Source organism: Dactylosporangium sp. NPDC005572 (genome assembly GCF_040605515.1).
GTDB lineage: Bacteria > Actinomycetota > Actinomycetes > Mycobacteriales > Micromonosporaceae > Dactylosporangium.
Genome location: NZ_JBEXCY010000004.1, coordinates 114,799 through 136,578, shown reverse-complemented (window position 1 = coordinate 136,578; position 21,780 = coordinate 114,799). Strand labels below are relative to the sequence as shown.

At 73.5% G+C, this 21,780-nt stretch carries 14 protein-coding genes; 10 read left to right on the top strand and 4 right to left on the bottom strand.

Annotation, left to right across the window (positions count from 1 at the left end):
- Window positions 1-32: 32 nt before the first annotated feature.
- The 4 genes from ABZS66_RS03685 to mce form a co-directional block, all read right to left on the bottom strand.
- Complete coding sequence (locus ABZS66_RS03685) at window positions 33-1,808, bottom strand: hypothetical protein (protein WP_354754772.1); 1,776 nt, start codon at window positions 1,806-1,808, stop codon at window positions 33-35.
- Between the two features lie 124 nt (window positions 1,809-1,932).
- The gene (locus tag ABZS66_RS03680) at window positions 1,933-3,174 is read right to left on the bottom strand and encodes a cell division protein DivIVA (protein ID WP_354754770.1); all 1,242 of its coding nucleotides are present in this window, start codon (window positions 3,172-3,174) and stop codon (window positions 1,933-1,935) included.
- Between the two features lie 222 nt (window positions 3,175-3,396).
- Window positions 3,397-4,746, bottom strand: a complete 1,350-nt coding sequence (ccrA, locus tag ABZS66_RS03675) for a crotonyl-CoA carboxylase/reductase (RefSeq protein ID WP_354754768.1) — start codon at window positions 4,744-4,746, stop codon at window positions 3,397-3,399.
- Window positions 4,747-4,895: 149 nt separating this feature from the next.
- Window positions 4,896-5,357 carry a methylmalonyl-CoA epimerase gene (gene mce, locus ABZS66_RS03670; protein WP_354754767.1) on the bottom strand — a complete coding sequence of 154 codons (462 nt, stop codon included), beginning with the start codon at window positions 5,355-5,357 and terminating at the stop codon, window positions 4,896-4,898.
- Window positions 5,358-5,429: 72 nt separating this feature from the next.
- Here mce and ABZS66_RS03665 point away from each other — a divergent pair, with 72 nt between their 5' ends.
- The 10 genes from ABZS66_RS03665 to ABZS66_RS03620 all read left to right on the top strand — a co-directional run bounded on the left by ABZS66_RS03665 (window position 5,430) and on the right by ABZS66_RS03620 (window position 21,779).
- Window positions 5,430-6,617 (top strand): acetyl-CoA C-acetyltransferase, encoded by a 1,188-nt coding sequence (locus tag ABZS66_RS03665; protein WP_354754765.1) that lies wholly within the window; start codon window positions 5,430-5,432, stop codon window positions 6,615-6,617.
- On the top strand, window positions 6,614-7,618 hold the full coding sequence (gene meaB, locus ABZS66_RS03660) for a methylmalonyl Co-A mutase-associated GTPase MeaB (protein WP_354754763.1): 1,005 nt from the start codon (window positions 6,614-6,616) through the stop codon (window positions 7,616-7,618). Before ABZS66_RS03665 ends, meaB begins: the two co-directional genes overlap by 4 nt.
- Before the next feature lie 97 nt (window positions 7,619-7,715).
- Window positions 7,716-10,748: an FtsX-like permease family protein gene (locus tag ABZS66_RS03655; protein WP_354754762.1), complete on the top strand. Its 3,033-nt coding sequence runs from the start codon at window positions 7,716-7,718 to the stop codon at window positions 10,746-10,748.
- A complete protein-coding gene (locus ABZS66_RS03650; RefSeq protein ID WP_354754760.1) occupies window positions 10,745-11,587 on the top strand; it encodes an ATP-binding cassette domain-containing protein in 843 nt (280 codons plus the stop codon). Before ABZS66_RS03655 ends, ABZS66_RS03650 begins: the two co-directional genes overlap by 4 nt.
- Entirely contained in the window at window positions 11,584-12,234 is a 651-nt protein-coding gene (locus tag ABZS66_RS03645; RefSeq protein WP_354754758.1) for an ATP-binding cassette domain-containing protein, read from the top strand. The genes ABZS66_RS03650 and ABZS66_RS03645 overlap by 4 nt, the downstream gene beginning before the upstream one ends.
- Window positions 12,235-12,317: 83 nt before the next feature.
- Complete coding sequence (locus tag ABZS66_RS03640) at window positions 12,318-13,034, top strand: Asp23/Gls24 family envelope stress response protein (RefSeq protein WP_354754756.1); 717 nt, start codon at window positions 12,318-12,320, stop codon at window positions 13,032-13,034.
- A 129-nt stretch (window positions 13,035-13,163) separates the two neighbouring features.
- The gene (locus ABZS66_RS03635; RefSeq protein ID WP_354754754.1) at window positions 13,164-14,837 is read left to right on the top strand and encodes a methylmalonyl-CoA mutase family protein; all 1,674 of its coding nucleotides are present in this window, start codon (window positions 13,164-13,166) and stop codon (window positions 14,835-14,837) included.
- Between the two features lie 86 nt (window positions 14,838-14,923).
- Window positions 14,924-17,887, top strand: a complete 2,964-nt coding sequence (locus tag ABZS66_RS03630) for an FtsX-like permease family protein (protein WP_354754752.1) — start codon at window positions 14,924-14,926, stop codon at window positions 17,885-17,887.
- Complete coding sequence (locus tag ABZS66_RS03625) at window positions 17,884-20,910, top strand: FtsX-like permease family protein (RefSeq protein ID WP_354754750.1); 3,027 nt, start codon at window positions 17,884-17,886, stop codon at window positions 20,908-20,910. The genes ABZS66_RS03630 and ABZS66_RS03625 overlap by 4 nt, the downstream gene beginning before the upstream one ends.
- A complete protein-coding gene (locus ABZS66_RS03620) occupies window positions 20,907-21,779 on the top strand; it encodes an ATP-binding cassette domain-containing protein (RefSeq protein ID WP_238008176.1) in 873 nt (290 codons plus the stop codon). Before ABZS66_RS03625 ends, ABZS66_RS03620 begins: the two co-directional genes overlap by 4 nt.
- Window position 21,780 lies beyond the last annotated feature (1 nt).

The following is a 21,780-nucleotide window of genomic DNA, read 5'->3' as shown; positions in this document are numbered from 1 at the left end:
ACCGCTCACGCCATCTCCCCCCTGGGCCCGCCTCAGCGCGGGCTGCTGTTCGCCTCCACGGTCACCTTGCCGTTCGACGCGGTCGCCGCGGCGGGCTCGTCGAGCTCTTTCACCTTTTGTTCCGCCTCGCGGAGGCGCTCCTCGGCGGCGGCCGCCTTCGCCGCCAGGGCCTCGGCGTTGGCCGCCTGCTGCTGGAGCTCGGTCAGGCGCATCTCGGCCGCGGTCACCTGGCTGGTGAGCTCGGTCTCCTGCTCGCGCAGCTCGGTGAGCTGGGCGCTGAGCGCGGACTCCGACTCGCGCAGCTCCGCGGTGCGGGCCTCGGCGGCCTCCATCTCGGCGATGCGGGCCTCGGCCGCGGCAGCCTTGTCCAGCAGCTCGCGGGCGGCGGCCTCCTTGGCCTCCAGGTCGGCGACCTGCTGCTTGAGCCCGGCGAGCCGGGCCTCGGTGGCGGCGGCCTCCTTGAGCTGCTCGCGCAGCGCGGCCTCCTCGGCCTTGGCCCGGGTGACCCGCTCCTCGGCGTCGGACGCCTTCGAGGTGGCCTCGGTGGCCGCGGCGACCTCGACGCGGGCCGCGGCGGTGAGCGAGTCGGCCTCGGCCCTGGCGGTCGCGCGCAGCTCGTCGGCCTCGGTCGTGACCGCGGCGCGGGCCTCGGTGACCTCGCGCTCGGCGGTGGCGCGCAGCTCGGTGAGCTGGGCCTCGTGGGCCGTGCGCAGGTCGCGCAGCTCCTGCTCGACCAGCGCACGCTGGGCGGCGGCCTGCTCGCCGGCCGCGGCGCGGGCCTGGCCGGTCTCCTGCTCGAGCTGCTGCTGCGCCTGGGCCGCCTGCTGCCGGGCCTGCTCGGCGAGCGCGGCGGCGGACTGCTGGGCCTGGGCGGCCAGGGCGTTGGCCGCCTCCTGGGCCTGCTGGGTGACGGTGGCGGCGTGGTGCTCGGCCTGGGCGGCGACCGTGCTCGCGGCCTCCTGCGCCTTGGCCGCCACGACCGCGGCGGAGTTCTGGGCCTGGGCGTTGACCGCATCGGCCTGCTGCTGGGCCTGGGCGACGACCGTGGCGGCCTGCTGCTGGGCCGCGACGACCTGCTGGTCGGCGTGCGCCCGCACCTGCGCCGCGTGCTGCTCGGCGTCGGCGCGGTGGGCCGCGGCCTGCTGCTCGGCCTGGGTGCGGACGGCGTGCGCGTGCTGCTCGGCCTGCTGGCGGGCCTGGTCGAGCTGGGCGGTGGTGGCCTGGGTGATCCGCTGGGCCTCCGCGTGCGCGGTGGAGACGATCTGGTCGGCCTCGCCGCGGGCCTGGGTGGCCCGCTCGTCGACGGCGCGGGCCTCGGCGTCGATCGCCCGGCGTCGATCACCGACGTTCCGCTCCTCCTCGGCGCGGCGGGCGGCCAGGGCGAGCTCGAAGTCCTCGTTGGCCTTGGCGGCGCGGCCGCGGGCCTCGGCGAGGAGCCGCTCGGCCTCCCCGCGCAGGCCGGAGATCTCCTGCACGGCGGTGGCGCGGATGTCGGCGGCCTGGTCCTCGGCGAGGCCGAGGATCTGCTCGACGCGCGGCCCGAGGTGCCGGAACGAGACCTCGCCGCGGTGCCCGCCGTGGCGGCGCAGCTCGGCGAGCTCCATCTGGAGGTCCTGGACCTGGGAGGCGAGGGCCTGGACCTGACCCCAGACCTCCTCGTTCTCCAGTTTGAGGGCCTGGATCTCGTTCTCGGACCGGGTCCAATACTTGTCGACCTGGTCTCTGCGATACCCGCGGATCGCCGTCTCGAAGTCGGGCTCCGAAGAGACCCCCGAACCGGTCCCGAAGAGATCGCCGCCGTCATCCATAGCACCCATCCTCACACGCAACGTCCCGCCACGCGCAATTACACACTGCGCGTGACGGGACGTGCGATCGAACTCCCCGTGAATGATTCAAGGAAGCGGCACGACCGCCGCGACCCGCCGAACGTCAGGCGGAGACCTTCTCCCCGTCTCCGGACTTGCCCTTCTTGGCGTCGCCGCCGCCCTGCTGCTGGCCCACCGCCGGCATGATGCCGGCGAGGCCGGAGAGCATCTGGCCGAGCTGGGAGGTGACGGCGTCCTTCTGGCGCGTGAGGTCCTCGACCTCGCGCCGCGCACGCTGCGTCGTCTCCTCCGCCTCGGCGCGGGCCTCGCTGAGCACCCGGTGCGCCTCGGCGCGAGCCTCGTTGACGGTCTTGTCGGCGAGTGCCTTCGACTTGTCGATCGTGTCGGCGGCGTTGCGCTCGGACTCGACGCGGCGGGTCTCGGCGCGCTGCTCGATCTCCTTGGCGCGGTCCTCGGCGGCCCGGGCGCGACCCTCGGCCTCGTTGACCAGCTTCTGGGTCGCGGCGACGGCGGAGGCGTGGCGGGCGGACTCGTCGCGCTCGGCCTTCTCCTGCCGCTCGGCGATCTCCAGCGCGAGGGACTGGAGGTCCTTGTCGCGCTTGTCGCGGGCGTCGGTCAGCAGCTTGGTCGCCTCGGCGCGCTTCTCCTCCGCCTCGCGGGCGGCCTTGGCGCGCAGCTGGGTGATCTCCCGCTCGGCGGTGGCCCGCAGCGTCGCGACCTCGCGCTCGACGGTCGCCTTGAGCTCGGCGACCTCGTGCGCGGTGGCGGTGCGCAGCTGCTTCGTCTCGCGCTCCGCGTCGGCCCGCAGCGTGTCGGCCTCGCGCCGGGCCTGCACCCGGACCTCGGCGGCCTCGCGCTCGGCGGCGGTGCGGAGGTTGCCGGCCTCGCGCTCGGCGGTCGCCTTCATGGCGGCGGACTCGGCCCGCGCCTTGTCGGTGATCTCGCGAGCCTCGAGGCGCGCAGCGGAGATGATGCCCTCGGACTCCCGCTTGGCCTCGCCCCGGTGGTCGTTGGCCTGCTCCTCGGCCAGGCGCAGGATCTGCTCGACCCGCGTGCCCAGGCCCGACAGCGTCGGCCGGTTGTTCTCTTCCAACTGTTTGTTGGTGTCGCTGAGCTTCTGCTCCATCGTGCCGAGCCGCTGCTCGGCCTGACGGACGCGACGCTGGGCCTCGGCGAGTCGGCCCTCGGCCTCTTCGCGGGCCTGGTTGGCCTGCTGGAGCTGCGCGTTGATCCGCTGCAGCTTGCTGTCGACCTGCTGACGGTCGTAACCGCGCAGGACGACGCTCAGCTCTTCGTGATCCGAGCCGTTTTGGAAGAAGTCGACCGAGGACTGAGGCTGGGGCATTGGCACATACTTGCAGACCACCCGGGGGACTTCGCAAGGGTGCAAGGGGTAACTTCCTCAGCCCCGGCATGGTCAACTTCACCGGCCCAGGACACGCCACGTTTTTGTCACGCTTTGCGGGCGTGTCGCCTGGCCCGTTCGGACATCGCCCGAGCGCCGAAGGGTGGGCATGGAAGCCGCTGCGGGGAGGCCACCCCTTCGTGGCCGCCCCGCAGCGGGGCTCTAGCGGTCGCGGAACCGGTTGATCGCCTGCTCATGCCGGGCGCGGAACTCCGGGTTGCGCACGCCCAGGCCCTCGGACGGGGCGAGGCACAGCACGCCGACCTTGCCCTGGTGCAGGTTGCGGTGGACGTCGTACGCGGCCTGCCCGGTCTGCGCGAGCGGATACGTGCGGGACAGCGTCGGGTGAATTCGGCCGCGCTCGATGAGCCGGTTGGCCTCCCACGCCTCGCGGTAGTTGGCGAAGTGACTTCCGACAATGCGTTTGAGGTTCATCCACAGGTATCTGTTGTCGTACTGGTGCATGAAGCCGGACGTCGACGCACAGGTCACGATCGTGCCGCCGCGCCGCGCCACGTAGACGCTCACGCCGAACGTCTCGCGGCCCGGGTGCTCGAAGACGATGTCGGGATCGTCGCCCCCGGTCAGCTCCCGGATCTCCGCGCCGAAGCGGCGCCACTCGGCGACGTCCTGGGTGTCCTCGTCCTTCCAGAACCGGTACCCCGAGCGGTCGATCACCAGCTCCGCGCCCATGCTGCGGCAGATGGCCGCCTTCTCCGGGCTCGACACCACGCACACCGGCGTCGCGCCGCCGTTGAGCGCGAACTGCGTCGCGTAGGAGCCCAGGCCACCCGAGGCGCCCCAGACGAGCACGGTGTCGCCCTGCTTCATCTGCGCGCCGTGGTGCGAGACGAGCTGCCGGTACGCCGTGGAGTTCACCAGCCCGGGGCAGGCCGCCTCCTCCCAGGACAGGTGCGCGGGCTTCGGCATGAGCTGGTTGGCCTTGACCAGGGCCAGCTCGGCCAGGCCGCCGAAGTTCGTCTCGAAGCCCCAGATGCGCTGCTGCGGGTCGAGCATCGTGTCGTCGTGGCCGGCCGCGTCCTCCAGCTCGACGCTGAGGCAGTGCGCGACGACCTCGTCGCCGGGCTTCCACTTGCTCACGCCGGGGCCGACCTTCAGCACGACGCCGGCCGCGTCCGAGCCGACCACGTGGTAGGGCAGGTCATGCCGCTTGCTGAGGTCGTTGAGCCGCCCGTACCGCTGGAGGAACCCGAACGTCGACACCGGCTCGAAGATCGAGGTCCAGACGGTGTTGTAGTTGACCGCGCTCCCCATCACGGCGATGAGCGCCTCGCCCGGCCCGACGGACGGGGTGGGCACCTCCTGCACGTGCAGGGACTTGCGCGGGTCCTTGTCGCGGGTGGCGAGGCCGTCGAACATGCCGGTCTCGTCGGCCCGCACCACCACGCCCCGGTAACTCTCGGGCACCGGCAGGCCGGCCACGGCGCGGAGCTCGGCCGCGGGGTCGGCCGCCCCTTCCGCCTGCATGATCGCGTCGAGGATGTGCTGCACCGCTACGGCTCCTTACGTCCACGATTTCCAAGGGGAGCGTCGCCGCAAGAAGAGGGGACGACTATGGGGATCGGCGACACATTCACGTGTGCCAACGCGGACGTTACTGAAGAGTAGCTTGATCGGGAACCGGCTTGTGAAAAGTTGCACTAGCTCGGTCGATGCGGCTCCACCAGCTCGACCAGCACGCCGCCCGCGTCCTTCGGGTGCACGAAGTTGATCCGTGAGTCGGAGGTACCCCGCCGCGGCTCGTCGTACAGCAGACGCACGCCGCGGGCGCGCAGCTCGGCGCAGGTCGCGTCGACGTCCTCCACGGTGTACGCGAGCTGCTGCATGCCGGGCCCGCTGCGGTCGAGGAACCTGGCGATCGTGGACGCCGGCGAGAGCGGCGCGAGCAGCTGCAGGCAGCCGCCCTCGGGCGTCGGCCCGACCGACAGCATCGCCTCACGCACCCCCTGCTCCTCGTTGACCTCCTCGTGCACGCAGCGCATGCCGAACACCCGGCCGTAGAACTCGATCGCCGCGTCGAGGTCGGCGACCGCGATGCCGACGTGGTCGATTCTCAGGATGCCGATGGGTGATATATCCAACTTCTGAGTGGCGGACTCCATGGCGATAGTCTGAACCGAACAATCGTTCAGGTCGCGACGACGCGATGTGAACCTTCTCTCGGAGGCCTCCGGATGACTCAGTCGGTGATCGTCAACGGCGCCCGCACGCCGATGGGGCGCCTGCTCGGCGCGCTCAAGGACTTCCCGGCGACCAAGCTGGGCGAGATCGCGATCAAGGCGGCGCTGGAGCGCTCCGGCGTCGCGCCCGAGCAGGTGCAGTACGTGATCATGGGCCAGGTGCTGCAGGCCGGCGCCGGCCAGATGCCGGCCCGCCAGGCGGCCGTCGGGGCGGGCATCCCGATGAGCGTGCCCGCGCTCACGATCAACAAGGTCTGCCTGTCCGGCCTCGACGCCATCGCGCTCGCCGACCAGCTCATCCGGGCGGGTGAGTTCGACATCGTCGTCGCCGGCGGCATGGAGTCGATGACCAATGCGCCGCACCTGATGCTCGGGCAGCGCCAGGGGTACAAGTACGGCGACGTCGTGATCAAGGACCACATGGCCCTCGACGGGCTCACCGACGCGTACGACCAGGTCTCGATGGGCGAGTCGACCGAGCGGCACGTGGCCCGCCTCGGCATCAGCCGCGAGGCGCAGGACGCGTTCGGCGCCGCGAGCCACCAGCGGGCCGCCGCCGCGCAGAAGAACGGCCACTTCGCGGAGGAGATCGTCCCGGTCGAGATCCCGCAGCGGAAGGGCGACCCGCTGCTGGTCACCGACGACGAGCAGATCCGCCCCGAGACGACCGTCGAGTCGCTGGCCAAGCTGCGCCCGGCGTTCACCAAGGACGGCACGATCACCGCGGCCACCTCGTCGCCGATCTCCGACGGCGCCTGCGCCGTGGTCGTGATGAGCCGCGCCAAGGCCGAGGAGCTGGGCCTGACCTGGCTCGCCGAGATCGGCGCCCACGGCAACGTGGCCGGCCCGGACAACTCGCTCACCAGCCAGCCGTCCAACGCGATTCAGCACGCCCTGGGCAAGGCCGGGCTGAGCCCCGCCGACCTCGACCTGGTCGAGATCAACGAGGCGTTCGCCGCGGTCGGCGTGCAGTCGACCGCCGACCTGGGCATCGACCCGGCCATCGTCAACGTCAACGGCGGCGCGATCGCGCTCGGCCACCCGATCGGCATGAGCGGCGCCCGCCTGGCCCTCACCCTCGCCCTGGAGCTGCGCCGCCGCGGTGGCGGGCTCGGCGCGGCCGCGCTGTGCGGCGGTGGCGGGCAGGGCGACGCGCTGCTGCTCCGCGTCCCCAAGCAGTGACGGATCCGAGTCCTGAGGCGGTGCCACGGGCCGTGCCGGTCCGCCGCTCCCGCGACGTCCCCGCGCTGGTCGAAGCGGCCCGCGCGGGTGACCCGCGGGCCGTGGCGCGCCTGATCACGCTGGTCGAGGACGGCGACGAGGTGCTGCCGCAGCTGGCGGCGGCCCTCGCGCCGCTCACCGGCACCGCACAGGTCATCGGGCTCACCGGCGCGCCCGGTGTGGGCAAGTCCACAACGACGAACGAGCTGGTCCGGACCTTCCGCAAGGCCGGGCGGCGGGTCGGCGTGCTCGCCGTCGACCCGTCCAGCCCGTTCACCGGCGGGGCGATCCTCGGCGACCGGGTCCGGATGCAGGACCACGCCACCGACCCCGGCGTGTACATCCGCTCCATGTCCAGCCGCGGCCACCTCGGCGGGCTCTCCGCCGCCACCCCGCAGGCCGCGCGCGTGCTGGAGGGCGCCGGCTGCGACCCGGTGATGGTCGAGACCGTGGGCGTCGGGCAGGCCGAGGTCGAGATCGCCGGGCTGGCCGACACCACGCTGGTGCTGCTCGCGCCGGGCATGGGCGACGCCGTCCAGGCCGCCAAGGCGGGCGTGCTGGAGATCGCCGACATCTTCGTGGTCAACAAGGCCGACCGGGACGGCGCCGACGCCACGTACCGCGACATCCAGGGCATGATCGGCCTCGGCGAACGGGCGCCCGGCCAGTGGCGGCCCCGCGTCGTGCGCTGTGTCGCCGCCCGCGCCGAGGGCATCGACGACGTGGTGACCGCGATCGACGAGCACCGTGAGTGGCTGGAGCACTCCGGTGAGCTGCAACGCCGCCGCGAGCAGCGGGCCGCCGCGGAGGTCGAGGCGATCGCCCTCGGCGCGCTGCGGGCCCGCATGAAGGACCTCCGCAGCGGTACCGAGCTCGCCGCGCTGGCCGCCGAGGTGGCGCAGGGCCGGCTGGACCCCTACGCGGCGGCGGCCGCCCTGCTGGCGCAACTCGACCTCGCGTGATCCGGCTGGCTAAGGTCTGCGGGTCAACCGTTCAGTTGCTTTGGTCGGGGCCTATCGGCTCTGGACCGATCTAGCTAGACCAGCACAGGGGGCTCACTTGACGGCCTGGACCGTCATGTTGCGCGGCATCAGGTACCGGGCCGGCCGGTCGTTCGTGGTCTTCATCCTCGCCGTCACGGCGACCACGGCGGCCGTCCTCGCGCCCGCGTACAGCCGGGCCGCGCAGCAGTCGGTGCTCACCGACGGGCTGTCCGCCGCGTCCACCGACGCAACCGGGCTGACCGTCGGCGCCAAGGGCACCGGCGACAGCGCCGCCTTCATGGACCTCGCCGAGATCCGGCTCGCCATGAACGCGGTACTCGACAAGGACGCGCTGCTCGCCGACCGGCTCGACCGGCCGGTGGCGGCGATCGACACGGAGGTCACCTTCGGTGAGACCGGGGCGAAGCTCGCATACCGCGACAACGCCTGCACCCGGCTCACGATCGAGGGCGCCTGCTCCGACAACCCCGGCGAGGTGGTGGTCAGCAAGCGCACCGCCGCCGCGCACGGCCTCAAGACCGGCGACCCGCTGACCCTGCACCTCGGCCCGCGCACCGCCGGCCGGGACAAGACGTTCACGATCACCGGGCTGTACACGCCCACGGACGCCAACGCGCCCTACTGGGGCCGGACCGCCTACTTCAGCGGCTCCGCCGAGACCGGCGACGCGCTGTTCACGATGTCCGAGGAGGACGTCCGCGCCGACCCGTCGGCGACGGTGTCGACCCGGCTGGAGTACCCGCTGCTCGCCTCCCGCGTCCACCTCGACGACGTCGCCAGGCTGCGCGAGGGCGTGCAGATCCTCGGCGACCAGCTGCGCGGCCAGGAGCTGGAGGTGACCACCTCCCTGCCGGCGGTGCTGCGCGACGTCGACGCGGACCAGCGTGCGATCGCCCGCACGGCGCCGATCATCGCGGTACCGCTGCTGCTTCTGTGTTGGTTTGTTCTTTTCCTCCTGGTGGCATCGCTCACCGAGGAGCGCGGGCCGGAGATCGCGCTGGCCAAGCTGCGCGGCTATCCGGCCGGGCGGGCCGCCCGCTTCGGCCTCGGCGAGGTCGTGCTGCTGACGGCGGCCGCCCTGCCGGTCGGTCTCGTGGCCGGCCTGGCGCTCGTCGAGGTCGCCGCGGACGCGCTGCTCGCGCCGGGCGTCGGCGTCGAGGTGCGCCGGCCGGTGTTCGCCGCGGCCGGCATCGCGTTCGCCGCCGGGCTGGTCGCGGCACTCCTCGCCGCCCGGCAGACGCTCGCCCGGCCGGTGCTCGGCCTGCTGCGGCGGGTGCCCGAGCGCGGCGGCTGGCGGGCCGGCGTGGCCGAGGGCATCGCCGTGGCGCTCGCCGCGGCCAGCCTCGTCGCCGCCGTCAGCGACCGTGGCTCGCCGCTCGCACTGCTCGCCCCGCCGCTGCTCGCGGTGGTCGTGGGCGTCGGCGCGGCCCGCCTGCTGAGCATCTGGTCCGCGGCCCGGCTGCGCATCGCCCGCCGCCGCGGCCGGATCGTGCCGCTGCTCGCCGCGGCCCAGCTGGCCCGCCGCCCCGGCGGCCAGCGGCTCGTGGTCGTCGTCACGGTCGCCGTGGCGCTGCTGTCGTTCGCCGCGACCGCCTGGGACGTCGCCGCCACCGCGCGGCGCGCGACCGCCGAGGAGACGGTCGGGGCGCAGCGGGTGCTGACGGTCAACGCCGCCCACCCGTCCGCGCTGGCCGAGGCGGTCAGCCAGGCCGACCCCGGCGGGCACTCGATGGCCGCGGTACGGGCGAGCCAGCGCTTCGACAACAGCCCCGTCGAGCTGATCGGCGTCCAGGCCGACCGGCTCGCCGACGTGGCCGTGTGGAGCGGGCACTCCCGCGCGCAGGTCGCCGACCTCGCCGGCCGCCTGCACCCGCGGGCCGCCGACCCGCTGCGGCTCGGCCGGGACCTCACCGCCGAGGTGTCGGTCGACACGCTGCCGCCCAAGCCGGCGCTGCGGCTCGCCGCGATCGTCGCCAACCCGGGGCAGCCGCCGCGGACGGTGACGCTCGGCGCGCTGACCAAGGGCACCCGCAGCTACCACGCGACGCTCACCGGCTGCACCGCCGAGTGCCGGCTCATCGGGCTCGCCGTCGGCCGCGCCGCGGGCGGCAGCGACCCGTTCTCGGTCACCGTCGCGGTGCGCGCGCTCACCACCGACGCCGGGCCGCTGGCGCCGGGCTTCGACCTGGCCGGTCGTTGGCAGGCCCGGCACTCCGCCGGCGGGGCGCAGGTCACCGTGCGGGCGGGCGCCGCGCTCGGCATCGACGTCTCGGGCAGCGACCCGGCGGACGCCGTCGTCGAGCACGTCGACACGCCCGACGCGCTGCCGGCGGTGCTCGCCGGCGGGGCGCCCACCGACGACGCGGAGGCGGCGACGTTCGCGCTGCCGGGCTTCTCGGAGCAGCCGCAGCCGTTCACCGTCGCGGCGCGGGCCGACAGCCTGCCCCGCGCCGGGCGGCACGCGGTGCTGTTCGACCTCGACTACGCGACCCGGATGGCCGAGCGCTCGGCGAGCCTGGCCGACAACGGCAGCCTCCGCTACGAGGTGTGGGTCGCCTCCGGGGCGCCCGCCGATCTCGACCAGCGGCTCGAGGCGGCCGGCGTCCAGGTCCTGGGGACCGAGACGATCGACGGCGCACTTGATCGGCTGGCCCGGCGAGCTCCCGCTCTCGGGCTCTGGCTCTACCTGTTGGCCGGGGCCGCGGCGATCCTCCTGGCGCTCGGTGTGGTGCTGCTGACCGCGTACGTCGGGGTCCGTGCCCGCCTCTACGAGCTCGCCGCGCTCCGGGTCGCCGGAGTGCGGTCGGGGCAGTTGCGACGGTCCGTTTTCCAGGAGTATCGAGCCCTGCTCGGGCTTCCGTTCCTGGTCGGCCTGGCGGCCGGCGTCGTGGGTGCGTTCGTGATGCTCCCCGGCATCCCGCTGGTGACGGTCGGCCAGCCCGCCGGGTCGTTCGACCTGCGGCTCGGCCTGGGCGCGCTTCCCGTCGCGGTCGGCGTGACCCTGTTCGGCCTGCTGCTCACCGTCCTGCTCGTGCTGCGCCTGCTCGGGCGGGCGACCCCGCTGCGGCTCAAGGACGGTGCGCAATGAGTCTCGCTGTCATGTGCCGCGGGCTGGTGTACATCTACCGGCTCGAGGGCTACGACGTGGTCGCGCTGTCCGGCGTCGACCTGGACATCTCGCCGGGCGAGTCGGTCGCGCTGCTCGGGCCCTCCGGCTCGGGCAAGTCGACGCTGCTGTCGCTGCTCGCCGGGCTGCTCCCGCCGTCGGCGGGCCGGCTCACGGTCGGCAACCACGACCTGGTGCGGGCCTCGCCGGCCGAGCTCCAGGCGCTGCGCGCGAGCGATGTCGGCGTGGTCCTGCAGGGGGCGTCGCGCAACCTGCTGCCGTACCTGACGGCGGAGCAGAACATCCGGTTCGCCCAGCGCGGCGTGCGGGGCCGCGACCTGCCCGACCCGCGTGAGGTGCTCGCGATGGTCGGCCTCTCGGCGCGGGGACGCAACCGCCAGCGGCCGCAGCGACTCTCTCCTGGTGAGCGTCAGCGGTTGGCGCTCGCTGTGGGGCTGGCCGCCCGGCCGGGCCTGCTGCTCGCGGACGAACCGACCAGCCAGCTCGACACCCGGGCCCGCGACGAGGTGCTCCTGGCGCTCGACGCGGTCCGGCGGGCGGGCACGACCGTCGTGGTCGTGACCCACGACCCGGAGGTCGGCCTGCGCATGGGGCGCACGGTCACCATCCGCGACGGCCGGGTCGGCGCGGAGGGCCGGCGCGGAGAGGACTACGCGGTGGTGGGTCGCGACGGTACGGTGCACCTGCCGCAGGAAGTCCTGCGCATGCTGCCGCCGGGCACGCTGATAAGCGTCGAACCCCAGCCCGACGGCACCGTCCTGCTGGTACCTAGTCCGGTTTCTGTGGAGGGTGTGCAGTGAAGACGCTGACGGTTGACGGCGTGACGGTCGCGTATGAGCGCGACCACCCGGTGCTGCGCGACGTGTCGGTCGTCGTGTCGCCGGGCCAGATCCTCGCCGTGACCGGCCCGTCCGGCGCCGGCAAGACGACGCTGCTGTGGGCGATGGCGGGCCTGCTGCGCCCGGCCGCCGGCACGGTGGCGGTCGACAACAACACGCTGCGCGACCGCGACCACGCGGTGGCCGAGCGCGTGGTCCTGATTCCCCAGGACAACGGCCTGGCCGCGATCCTGACCGCGCAGGAGAACATCCAGGTGGCAATGATCGCCGGCGGTGCGCCCCCGGCCGACGCCCGCCGGGCCACGGTCGCCTCCCTGGAGCGCCTGGGCCTGGCCGGCCAGGCGGACCAACTGGTGGAGGAGCTCTCCGGCGGCCAGCAGCAGCGCACGGCGATCGCCCGCGGCCTGGCCCTGCACGGCGACGTGGTCCTGGCCGACGAGGTGACGAGCGAGCTCGACGCCACGAACCGCCAGCGGGTCATGGAGATCCTCCAGGAGGAGGCCCGCCGCGGCGCCGCGGTCGTCTTCGCCACCCACGACCCGGAGGCGGCGGCGGCCTGCGACCGTGAGCTCCACCTCTCGGACGGCGCCGCCCAGCTGGTCCGCTGAGGACGGTTGGGGGAGTCCCGAGGCTGGCGGGGCGCGAGTACGCTCGGCCCCGCCTACGAACCGGGACAGGGGAGAGAACTGCCATGACCGAGGCGACCGCGGGCTTCCCCGCGCGCACCGATGTTGACGATCCTGACATGACCGGCGACGCGCTCGCCGCGGTCGAGCCGGCGGCTCCCGCGGCGGTCGTGCCCGCCCAGGGGACCGCGCCGGCCGCCGAGCAGTCGCGGCTGCGGGCCGCGGCCGACGACGCCGCCGAGCGGGTCACCACGTTCGCCACCGAGACGGCCGAGAAGGTCGGGGAGTTCGCCTCCAGCACCGCGGCCGCCTCCGGGCGGATCGCCTCGCAGGTGGTCGACCGGCTGCGCAACAATGCCGAGCTGGCCGCCGAGCGCGGCACCACCACGATCGCCGACGAGGTCGTGGAGAAGGTCGCCGGGATCGCCGCCCGCGAGGTCCCGGGCGTGTACGACCTGGGTGGCGACGTCGCCCGGGTGTTCGCCGCCGTGCGCGACCGGATCGGCCTCGGGGGCGAGGACGGCGAGTCGTCGAACCGCGGCGTCCAGGTGCGGCTCGAGGGGCGCACGGCCACGGTGCGGGTGACGCTGGTGATCGAGTACGGGTTCGTCGTGTACTCCGTCGCCGAGAAGGTGCGGACCAAGGTCATCAGCTCGGTCGAGAACCTGCTCGGGCTCGAGGTCACCGCCGTGGACATCGTCGTCGACGACGTGCACGTGGACGAGAAGGACGCCAAGCGGGTGGGCGACGACGAGGCGCGGGCCGCCGACTACGCCGGCTGAGCACGGACTGGGACGAATCTGGCAGGCGGTGCCCGGCGAAATCCGGGCACCGTACCTTAGCGATCGTTCAGGTTGCCGATAGCATCGGAGAGGACGGAGAACCCGCCGACCCGAGGAGCGCCGACACCCATGGACGCCCACGAGATTGCCGAAGGCCGCGACCGCTGGCAGCGCCGCTATGACGAGGCGCGCAAGCGCGACGCCGACTTCACCACCCTGTCGGGGAGCCGGGTCGAGCCGGTCTACGGGCCGCCCGAGGGCGCCGACGTGCCCGGTTTCGAGCGGATCGGCTGGCCGGGGGAGTTTCCGTACACCCGCGGGCTGCACGCCACCGGCTACCGCGGGCGCACCTGGACGATCCGCCAGTTCTCCGGGTTCGGCAACGCGCAGCAGACGAACGCGCGGTACAAGATGCTGCTCGGCGCGGGTGGCGGCGGCCTCTCCGTGGCGTTCGACATGCCCACGCTCATGGGCCGGGACTCGGACGAGCCGCAGTCGCTCGGCGAGGTGGGCCACTGCGGTGTGGCCATCGACTCCGCGGCCGACATGGACGTGCTGTTCGACGGCATCCCGCTGGCGGATGTGACCACGAGCATGACCATCTCGGGCCCGGCGGTCCCGGTGTTCTGCATGTACCTCGTCGCCGCCGAACGCCAGGGCGCCGATCTCGGCCGGCTCGACGGCACCTTGCAGACCGACATCTTCAAGGAGTACATCGCGCAGAAGGAGTGGCTGTTCCCGCCCGAGCCGCACCTGCGCCTCATCGGCGACCTGATGGAGTACTGCAACCGCCACATCCCGAAGTACAAGCCGCTCTCGGTCTCCGGCTACCACATCCGTGAGGCCGGCTCGACCGCGGCGCAGGAGCTGGCGTTCACGCTCGCCGACGGGTTCGGCTACGTCGAGCTCGGCAAGAGCCGGGGGCTCGACGTCAACACGTTCGCGCCCGGGCTGAGCTTCTTCTTCGACGCCCACGTCGACTTCTTCGAGGAGATCGCCAAGTTCCGGGCCGCGCGGCGGATCTGGGCCCGCTGGATGCGCGACGTCTACGGCGCGACCAGCGAGAAGGCGCTCTGGCTGAAGTTCCACACGCAGACCGCCGGCGTGTCGCTGACCGCCCAGCAGCCGTACAACAACGTGGTCCGCACCGCCGTCGAGGCGCTCAGCGCCGTGCTGGGCGGCACCCAGTCCCTGCACACCAACGCGCTCGACGAGACGCTCGCCCTGCCGACCGACGAGGCGGCCGAGATCGCGCTGCGCACCCAGCAGGTGCTCATGGAGGAGACCGGCGTGATCAACGTCGCCGACCCGCTCGGCGGCTCGTGGTACGTCGAGGCGCTCACCGACCGGATCGAGGCCGAGGCCGAGGCCATCTTCCAGCGGATCCGCGACATGGGCAGCGACGGCACGATCACCAGCGGCATCCTGCGCGGGATCGAGGACGGCTGGTTCATGTCGGAGATCGCCGACAGCGCGTTCGTCTACCAGCAGGCCGTCGAGAAGGGCGACAAGCGGGTCGTCGGGGTCAACGCGCACACCGGCTCGGTCACCCGCGACCTCGACATCCTCCGCGTCTCGCACGAGGTCGAGATCGAGCAGAACCGCCTGCTCGGCGCCCGCCGGGCCGGCCGCGACAACGCCCTCGTGAAGGAGCGCCTGGAGCGGATGGTGGCCGCCGCGCGCACCGACGGGAACCTCATCCCGGCCATGCTCGACGCGGCGCGGGCCGAGGCGACCCTCGGCGAGATCTGCGGGGCGTTGAAGGACATCTGGGGCGTGTACCGCGAGCCGGCCCGTTTTTGATCTTAACGTTACCTATTCGCAATGCAACCGGCTCCTCTCCCGGCAGGTCTACCTACGAACGACCTTGACCACACGGGGGAGGGGCCTTGCTGGCACTCGTGCTCGCGGCGTTGCGGGCGAGGCGCGCGCAGGCGCTGACACTGCTCGTCCTGAGCACGCTCGCCGCGGCCGCCGCGGCGGCGGCCCCCTGGTACGTGCTGGCCTCCACCGAACGGGTCGCCACCCGGCACATGGAGACCGCGCCGATCCAGGAGCGGTCGCTGGAGACGATCGGCGAGGGCAAGATCGAGGGCGGCTCGATCACCGACATGGTCGCGGCGCAGGCCGAGCTGACGCAGCAGGTCGTCGGGCTGGGCGGGTTCACCGTCTACACCCAGGCCCACGTCACCGGCCAGGCGTCGACGGTGCCGGCCACCGCGACGAGCGAGCAGCGCTCCACCGGCTCGCCGCTGGTGATGCGGACCGGCGCGTGCGAGCACGCCGTCGTCGAGGGCCGCTGCGCGACCGCGGCCGGCGAGGCGATGGTCAGCTACCGCACCGCCCGCTTCCTGCGGCTGAAGGTCGGCGACCAGATCGTCTTCACGTCGAGCAACCTCAACGAACCGGCCCCGCTGACGGTCGCGGGCATCTACCGCCCCGACGACCCGGCCGACCCGTTCTGGAGCAGCAACTCCCAGCTCATCGCGAACTCCCTGCCGACCAGCCCGGCCCCCGAGATCACCGAGCCGGTCGACGACGCCGTGCTCGTCGGGGCGGCCGCCCTCGACGCGATCAAGCCGAAGACCGTCCGCACGATCACCGACCTGATCGCGCAGCCGGCGCTGCTCGTCGACCACCAGCCCGACGTCGTGCGGGCCTACCTCAACGTCGCGACGGTGGACGCCGCCAACAACCGGCTCACCCTCACCACCTCGATCTACGAGGTCATCAAGGACATCGAGCGGGACCGGCAGCTGGTCTCGCTGGGCGTGCCGGTCGGCGCCTTCCAGCTGCTGATCCTGTGCTGGTTCGCGCTGTACCTCGCGGTGAAGTACACCGGCGAGGAGCGCCGGCCCGACATCGGGCTGGTGAAGCTGCGCGGCGCGACCCGCGGACGCACCTGGAGCCTGGTCGGCGGGCAGAGCGGGCTGCCGATGCTCGGCGGGGCGGTGCTCGGCCTCCCGCTCGGCTACCTCGTCGCCACCGCGGTCAACGGCGCCATCCGCGATCCGGCCGTACGCGATCAGGCGTTCCAGCTCTCGCTCGGCGCCGTCGCGCTGGCGGTCGTCGGCGCGCTGCTGGCCGCCCTGCTCGCCGAGCGCCGGTCGCTCGGGGCGAGCGTCGCCGAGCTGCTGCGGCAGAGCCCGGCCCGGGCCGGCGCCTGGCGCGACCTGCTCGACCTGGTGCTGGTCGTCATCGCGGTCGCCGCGCTCTGGCAGCTGCGCAACCGGGCCGAGGGCGACGTGGCCGGCCTGGCGCTGCTCGCCCCGGGCCTGGCGGCGCTGGCGTTCGCCCTGGTCGCCGCCCGGCTCATCACCTTCGGCGCCGGCCGCCTGGTCGAGGGCGCGCTCCGGCACGGCCGTCCGGCCCGGGCCCTCAGCGCGATCTACCTCGCCCGGCGCCCCGGGGTCCACCGGCTGGCCGCGCTGATCATCGTCACCGTGGCCCTGCTGTGCACGTCGTTCCTGACCTGGAACACCGGGCAGCAGGCCGGCCGCACCCGGGCCGAGCTGGAGGTCGGCGCCGACCGGGTGCTGACGGTGCGGGCCGAGAACCGGCTGGCCCTGCTGGAGGCGGTGCGCCGCGCCGACCCCGGCGGCACGTCGGCGATGGCCGCTGTGCAGTCGCTGTCCAGCGGCAACGACCGGGTGCTGCTGGTCGACAGCCCACGGCTGGCGGCGGTGGCGGCCTGGCGCCCGGAGTACGGCCTGAGCGCCGCGCAGACCGCGGCGCTGCTGCACCCGAAGGCCCCCGACCCGGTCTACGTCACCGGCGGCCAGCTCACCCTCGACGTCACCAACCACTACACCGTGGCCGACCAGCAGCGGGTGGTCGTGCTGGACGTCGTGATGGCCGACCCGACCGGCACCCGCACCGTCGTGCGGCTCGGCCCGCTCACCGAGGGCCCGCAGCGGCTCACCGCGCCGGTGCCCGCCTGCACGACGGCCCCCGGCTGCCGGCTGAGCTCGCTGAACATCATGCAGAGCACGCTGGAGCAGAAGATCTTCTTCGCGTCGCGGCCCGGCATCGAGGTGACCGTCCACGGCATCACCCAGAGCGGCCCCGACCAGACGGTGGTCGGCCGGGAGGTGCTGGCCGACCGGTCCCGCTGGCGGCTCGACGTCAACGGGGTGCCGCCCAACCTGATCATCGTCCCGGCCACCGACGGCCTGCTGCTGAAGGTCGCGCCGATCCGTACCGGCGGCGCGACCGACCCGGGCGTCTACCCGATCGACGCGCCGGCCCCGATCGTGTCCGTGCGGGCCCGGCCGCTCAAGCCACGGCTCCTCGGCGACCAGCGGGTCAGCTACGGCTCCACCGCGTTGACCGAGACGATCGGCGCCACCGCGGCCCGGCTGCCGCGGCTGGGCGAGCAGGGTGTGCTGATCGACCTGGAGTACGCCGACCGGCTCGGCGGCGACTTCGGCTCCGGCGAGTCGCTCCAGGTCTGGCTGGCCCGCGACGCGCCGCCCGACCTGCCCGACAGGCTGCGCAAGGAGGGCCTGATCATCCTCGGCGAGGAGTCGATCGACAGCGTCGCCGAGCGGTACGCCGCCTTCGGGCCGCCGCTGACGCTGCAGTTCATGCTGCTCTCCGCCATCATCGGCGTCGCGCTCGCGGCCGGGGCGACCACCATCGTCGCCGCCGTCGAGCGCCGGCCACGGGCCCGCGAGCTGGCCGCGCTGCGCCACCAGGGCGCCTCGGCCCGGCTGGTCAAGCGGGTGAGCATCGAGGGGTACCTCGTCCTGGTCAGCGTCTCGGTGCTGCTGGGCCTGGTGCTGGCCGCGCTGATCCACGCGTACGTCGGAGACGTCATGCCCTACTTCGCCGACGGATGGAGCGCGCCGTGATCGGGCTGGTCCTGTCGATGATCCGGGCCCGTCCGGGCCAGGCGGTCACGGCCTTTCTGATCGCCATGTTCGCGCTGGCGGCGGCGGTGAGCGCGCCCGTCTACACCGCGACGGCCGACCGCGCCGTCGTGGCCAGCGAGGTCGCCGCGGCACCGATCGCGGAGCGGGTCGTGCAGGCCCGCCGCCAGTCCGAGGCCAACGACCGCGGCTTCGAGGACCTGGTGCCGGACATCTTCCGCGTGCCGGGCTTCACGAGCGTCTTCAGCACCGAGATCAACACGTACATGGGGACCGGCGGACCGGACGTCGACGACGTCGCACCGCGGCTGGTGTACCGCGACAACGCCTGCGCCCACCTGCGCCTGGTCGCCGGCCGGTGCTTCATCAGCGAGACCGAGGTCGTCGTCGGCAAGGCGACGTTCGACCAGCTCAAGCTGTCCGTCGGCGCCACCCTGGAGGCGAGCTACGCCACCTACGACAGCGAGGGTCAGGAGTGGATCCGCAACGGCCCGATCCTGACCCTCACCGTCGTCGGCGCCTACGAGGTGCTCGACACGTCCGAGCAGTACTGGTCCGACCTCGACTACTTCGACCCGCGACCGAGCGACCGGAAGGTGATCGAGCCGGTCCTCGCCAGCCGCCGCACCATCGAGGCGATCGAGCACCCGCGGGAGTCGCAGGCGCTCGACGTGGTGATCGACGACGACGCGATCACCGGCGAGACCCTCCAGACGGTCAACGACGCGGTGACCCAGGGCCGGGACAAGCTCGTCGGCCTGCCCGGCGGGCCGACGGTCGCCACCCAGCTGCCCGCCCTGATCGAGCGGATCGACAAGAACCGGTCGCTGGTCGGCGAGGTCGTGCCGGTGGCCGCGGTACCGCTGGTGCTGCTCTGCTGGTTCGTGCTCTTCATCGCCGTCGCGTCGGCGACCCAGGAGCGGCGCCTGGAGCTGGGCCTGCTCGCCCTGCGCGGGGTCAGCGCCCCCCGCCGCTGGTGGCTCGCCGCCGGTGAGAGCATTCTGCCGATCCTGGCCGGCGCGGCCGCCGGCTTCTTCCTCGGCCACTACCTGGTCCGGCTCACGGCCTGGCTGCTGCTGTCCAGCTCGGCGAGCGTGCCGCTGTCGTCCGGGGCGAACTGGTGGGCCCTGACGGCCCTCGCGGGCGCGCTGTTCGCGGCGCTGCTCGCGCAGCGGGGCGAGCTCGCCAAGCGCACCGTCGACCTGCTCCGCAACGTGCCGAGCCGGCTGTCGCGCTGGGGCGCCCCGGTGTTCGAGGTCGCCGTGATCGCGCTGGCCGTGGTCGCTGTCGTGCAGCTGCGGCAGGGCGGCGGCGGGTTGACCGGGTTCGCCGTGTTCGCGCCGTCGCTCATCGTCATCGCGCTGGCCCTGGTCGCGGCGCGGGGCGTCCTGCCGATCGCCGAACGCGTCGGCCGGCGCGCCATCCGCGAGGGCCGCATCGGCCGCACGCTGGCCGCATACGCGATGTCCCGCCGGCCGGGCAGCCAGCGCGTGCTCGCGCTGCTCGTGGCGGCCGTCGCGCTGATGTGCTTCGCGGCGACCGCCGCCAGCGCCTCCAGCGACACCCGCGACGAGCGGGTCCGCGTCGAGCTCGGCGCGCCGCGGGTGCTCACCGTCGAGACGGTCAGCCGCGCGGCGCTGCTGGCCAAGGTGCGCGCGATCGACCCCGACGGGAAGTTCGCGATGGCGGCCGCCGAGATTCCGGTCTCGGAGGACACGGGCGTACCGCCGATGCTGGCCGTCGACAGCCGGGCGCTGGGCGCGACGGCGCTGTGGAACGACCCGCACCTCAGCGCCGCCGAGGTCGGCGCCCTGCTGCACCCCGAAGGGCCGCGCGACCCGATCATCGTGAACAACAAGGAGCTGGCGCTCGACGTCACCATCGACAAGACGGTGGACGCGTTCCGGGTGCGCTGGACCGCGGTCGTGGTGCCGCTCGACGGCTCGACGGCCGGCCAGGTCGACCTCGGCCCGGTGCAGCTCGGCCGGCACACGTACATCCGCAACCTCCCCATGTGCGTGGAGGGCTGCCGCCTCGTCTCCCTCCAGATGGACCAGCCGGAGGGCCGGGGCTTCGACGTCGCGATGACGCTGCACAGCCTGAGCCAGGCCGGGAAGGTCATCGCCGACGCGGCCGGCTTCGCCGACACGACCCAGTGGCGGGTGCCGGAGTCGCCGGGCGCGAAGCTGCTCGTGCCGAAGCTCACCTCGGCCCAGGACGGCCTGCGCGCCGAGGTCGCCAACTACCGGGGCGCCGACGTCGCGGTCAAGATCATGCCGACCGACGTGCCCTCGCCACTGCCGGTGGTCATCGGCGGCCGGACCGCCATCGGCGACCACATCAGCGCCTTCGACGGCGGGCAGCTGTCGACCACGGTCGCCGGCGAGGCGGGCATCCTGCCGCGCGTGGCCGACCGGGGCGGGCTGGTCGACCTCGACTACGCCGAGCGGATGTCGACCGACGCCGGCGACGCGCGGCAGCCGCAGATCTGGCTCGGCCCGGCCGCCCCGCCCGACATCCTCGACCTCGTCCGCCGCCAGGGCCTCACCGTCGCCTCCGACCGCTCGATCGAGCCGCTGCGGGCCGCCCTCGACGAGCAGGGTCCCGCCGTCGCACTCCGCTTCCACCTGCTGGCGGGCGGTCTGGCGGTACTGCTGGCGGTCGGTGCGCTCTGGATGGTCGCCAGCCTCGACCGCCAGCGCCGCTCCGGGGAGCTGCGGGCGCTGCGGGCCCAGGGCGTGGCCCGGCGCGACGCGGCCACCAGCGGCTACCTGGCGCTGGTCGGCACGGCCGTGCTCATCGGGCCGTTCGCCGCTCTGGTCAGCTGGCTGCTCGTACGGGAATATCTCCCGGTGTTCACCGACGACCCCGGCACCTTCGAGGTGTCGTACTGGCCGTCGCCGATCCCGGTCGCCGTCACCTGGCTGGCGGCCGGCGTACTGCTCACGGGAGCCGCCGTCGTCGCCGGCGCCCGGCTCCGTGCCGCAACGAGGGGGAAGCGATGAACGGACTGGCGGTCGCCTGCCGGCGGGTGGTGCACATCTACCGGGCCGAGGCCGGTGACGTGGTCGCGCTGGCGGGCGTCGACCTGTCGATCGGGCCGGGCGAGACGCTCGCGCTCGTCGGGCCGTCCGGCTCGGGCAAGTCGACGCTGATCGCGCTGCTCGCCGGGCTCATGCGCCCCTCGGCCGGCCGGGTCAACATCGGCACCTACGACATGGGCAAGCTCTCCGACAGCGAGATCGCCCGGCTGCGGGGCACGGAGATCGGCGTGGTGCTCCAGGGCGCGGCGCGCAACCTCCTGCCGTACGCGACGCTGCACCGCAACATCTGGCTCGCCCAGCGCCGGGCCGCCCGCACCGAAGGCATCAAGCTCGACGACCCCGACCGCATCCTCGACCTCGTCGGCCTGCCCGGCCTCGGCCGCTCGCGGATCGACGACCTCGCCCCCGGCGCCCGCCAGCGCGCCGCGCTCGCCGTCGGCATCGCCGCCGGCCCCGGCCTGCTGCTCGTCGACGAGCCGACCAGCCAGCTCGACACGCACGGCCGCGACGAGGTGCTGGAGGCGCTGGAGACGGTCAACCAGGAGCGCAACACGACCATCGTCGTCGTCACCCACGACGGTGAGGTGGGCACCCGCCTGGGCCGCGCGGTGACCATCCGCGACGGCCGCGTCGGCGCCGAGGGCCGCGACGGCCAGGACTTCGCCGTGGTCGCCGGCGACGGCACGGTGCAGCTGCCGCCCGAGGTGCTCGGCGACTTCCCGCCCGGCACGCTCTTCACCGTCGAGCACATCGACGGACAGGTCACGCTGGTCGCGGGTGGATCCGACCGATCACTTGCGGCGGATCACCTGGGGCACGTGCAAAACTAGG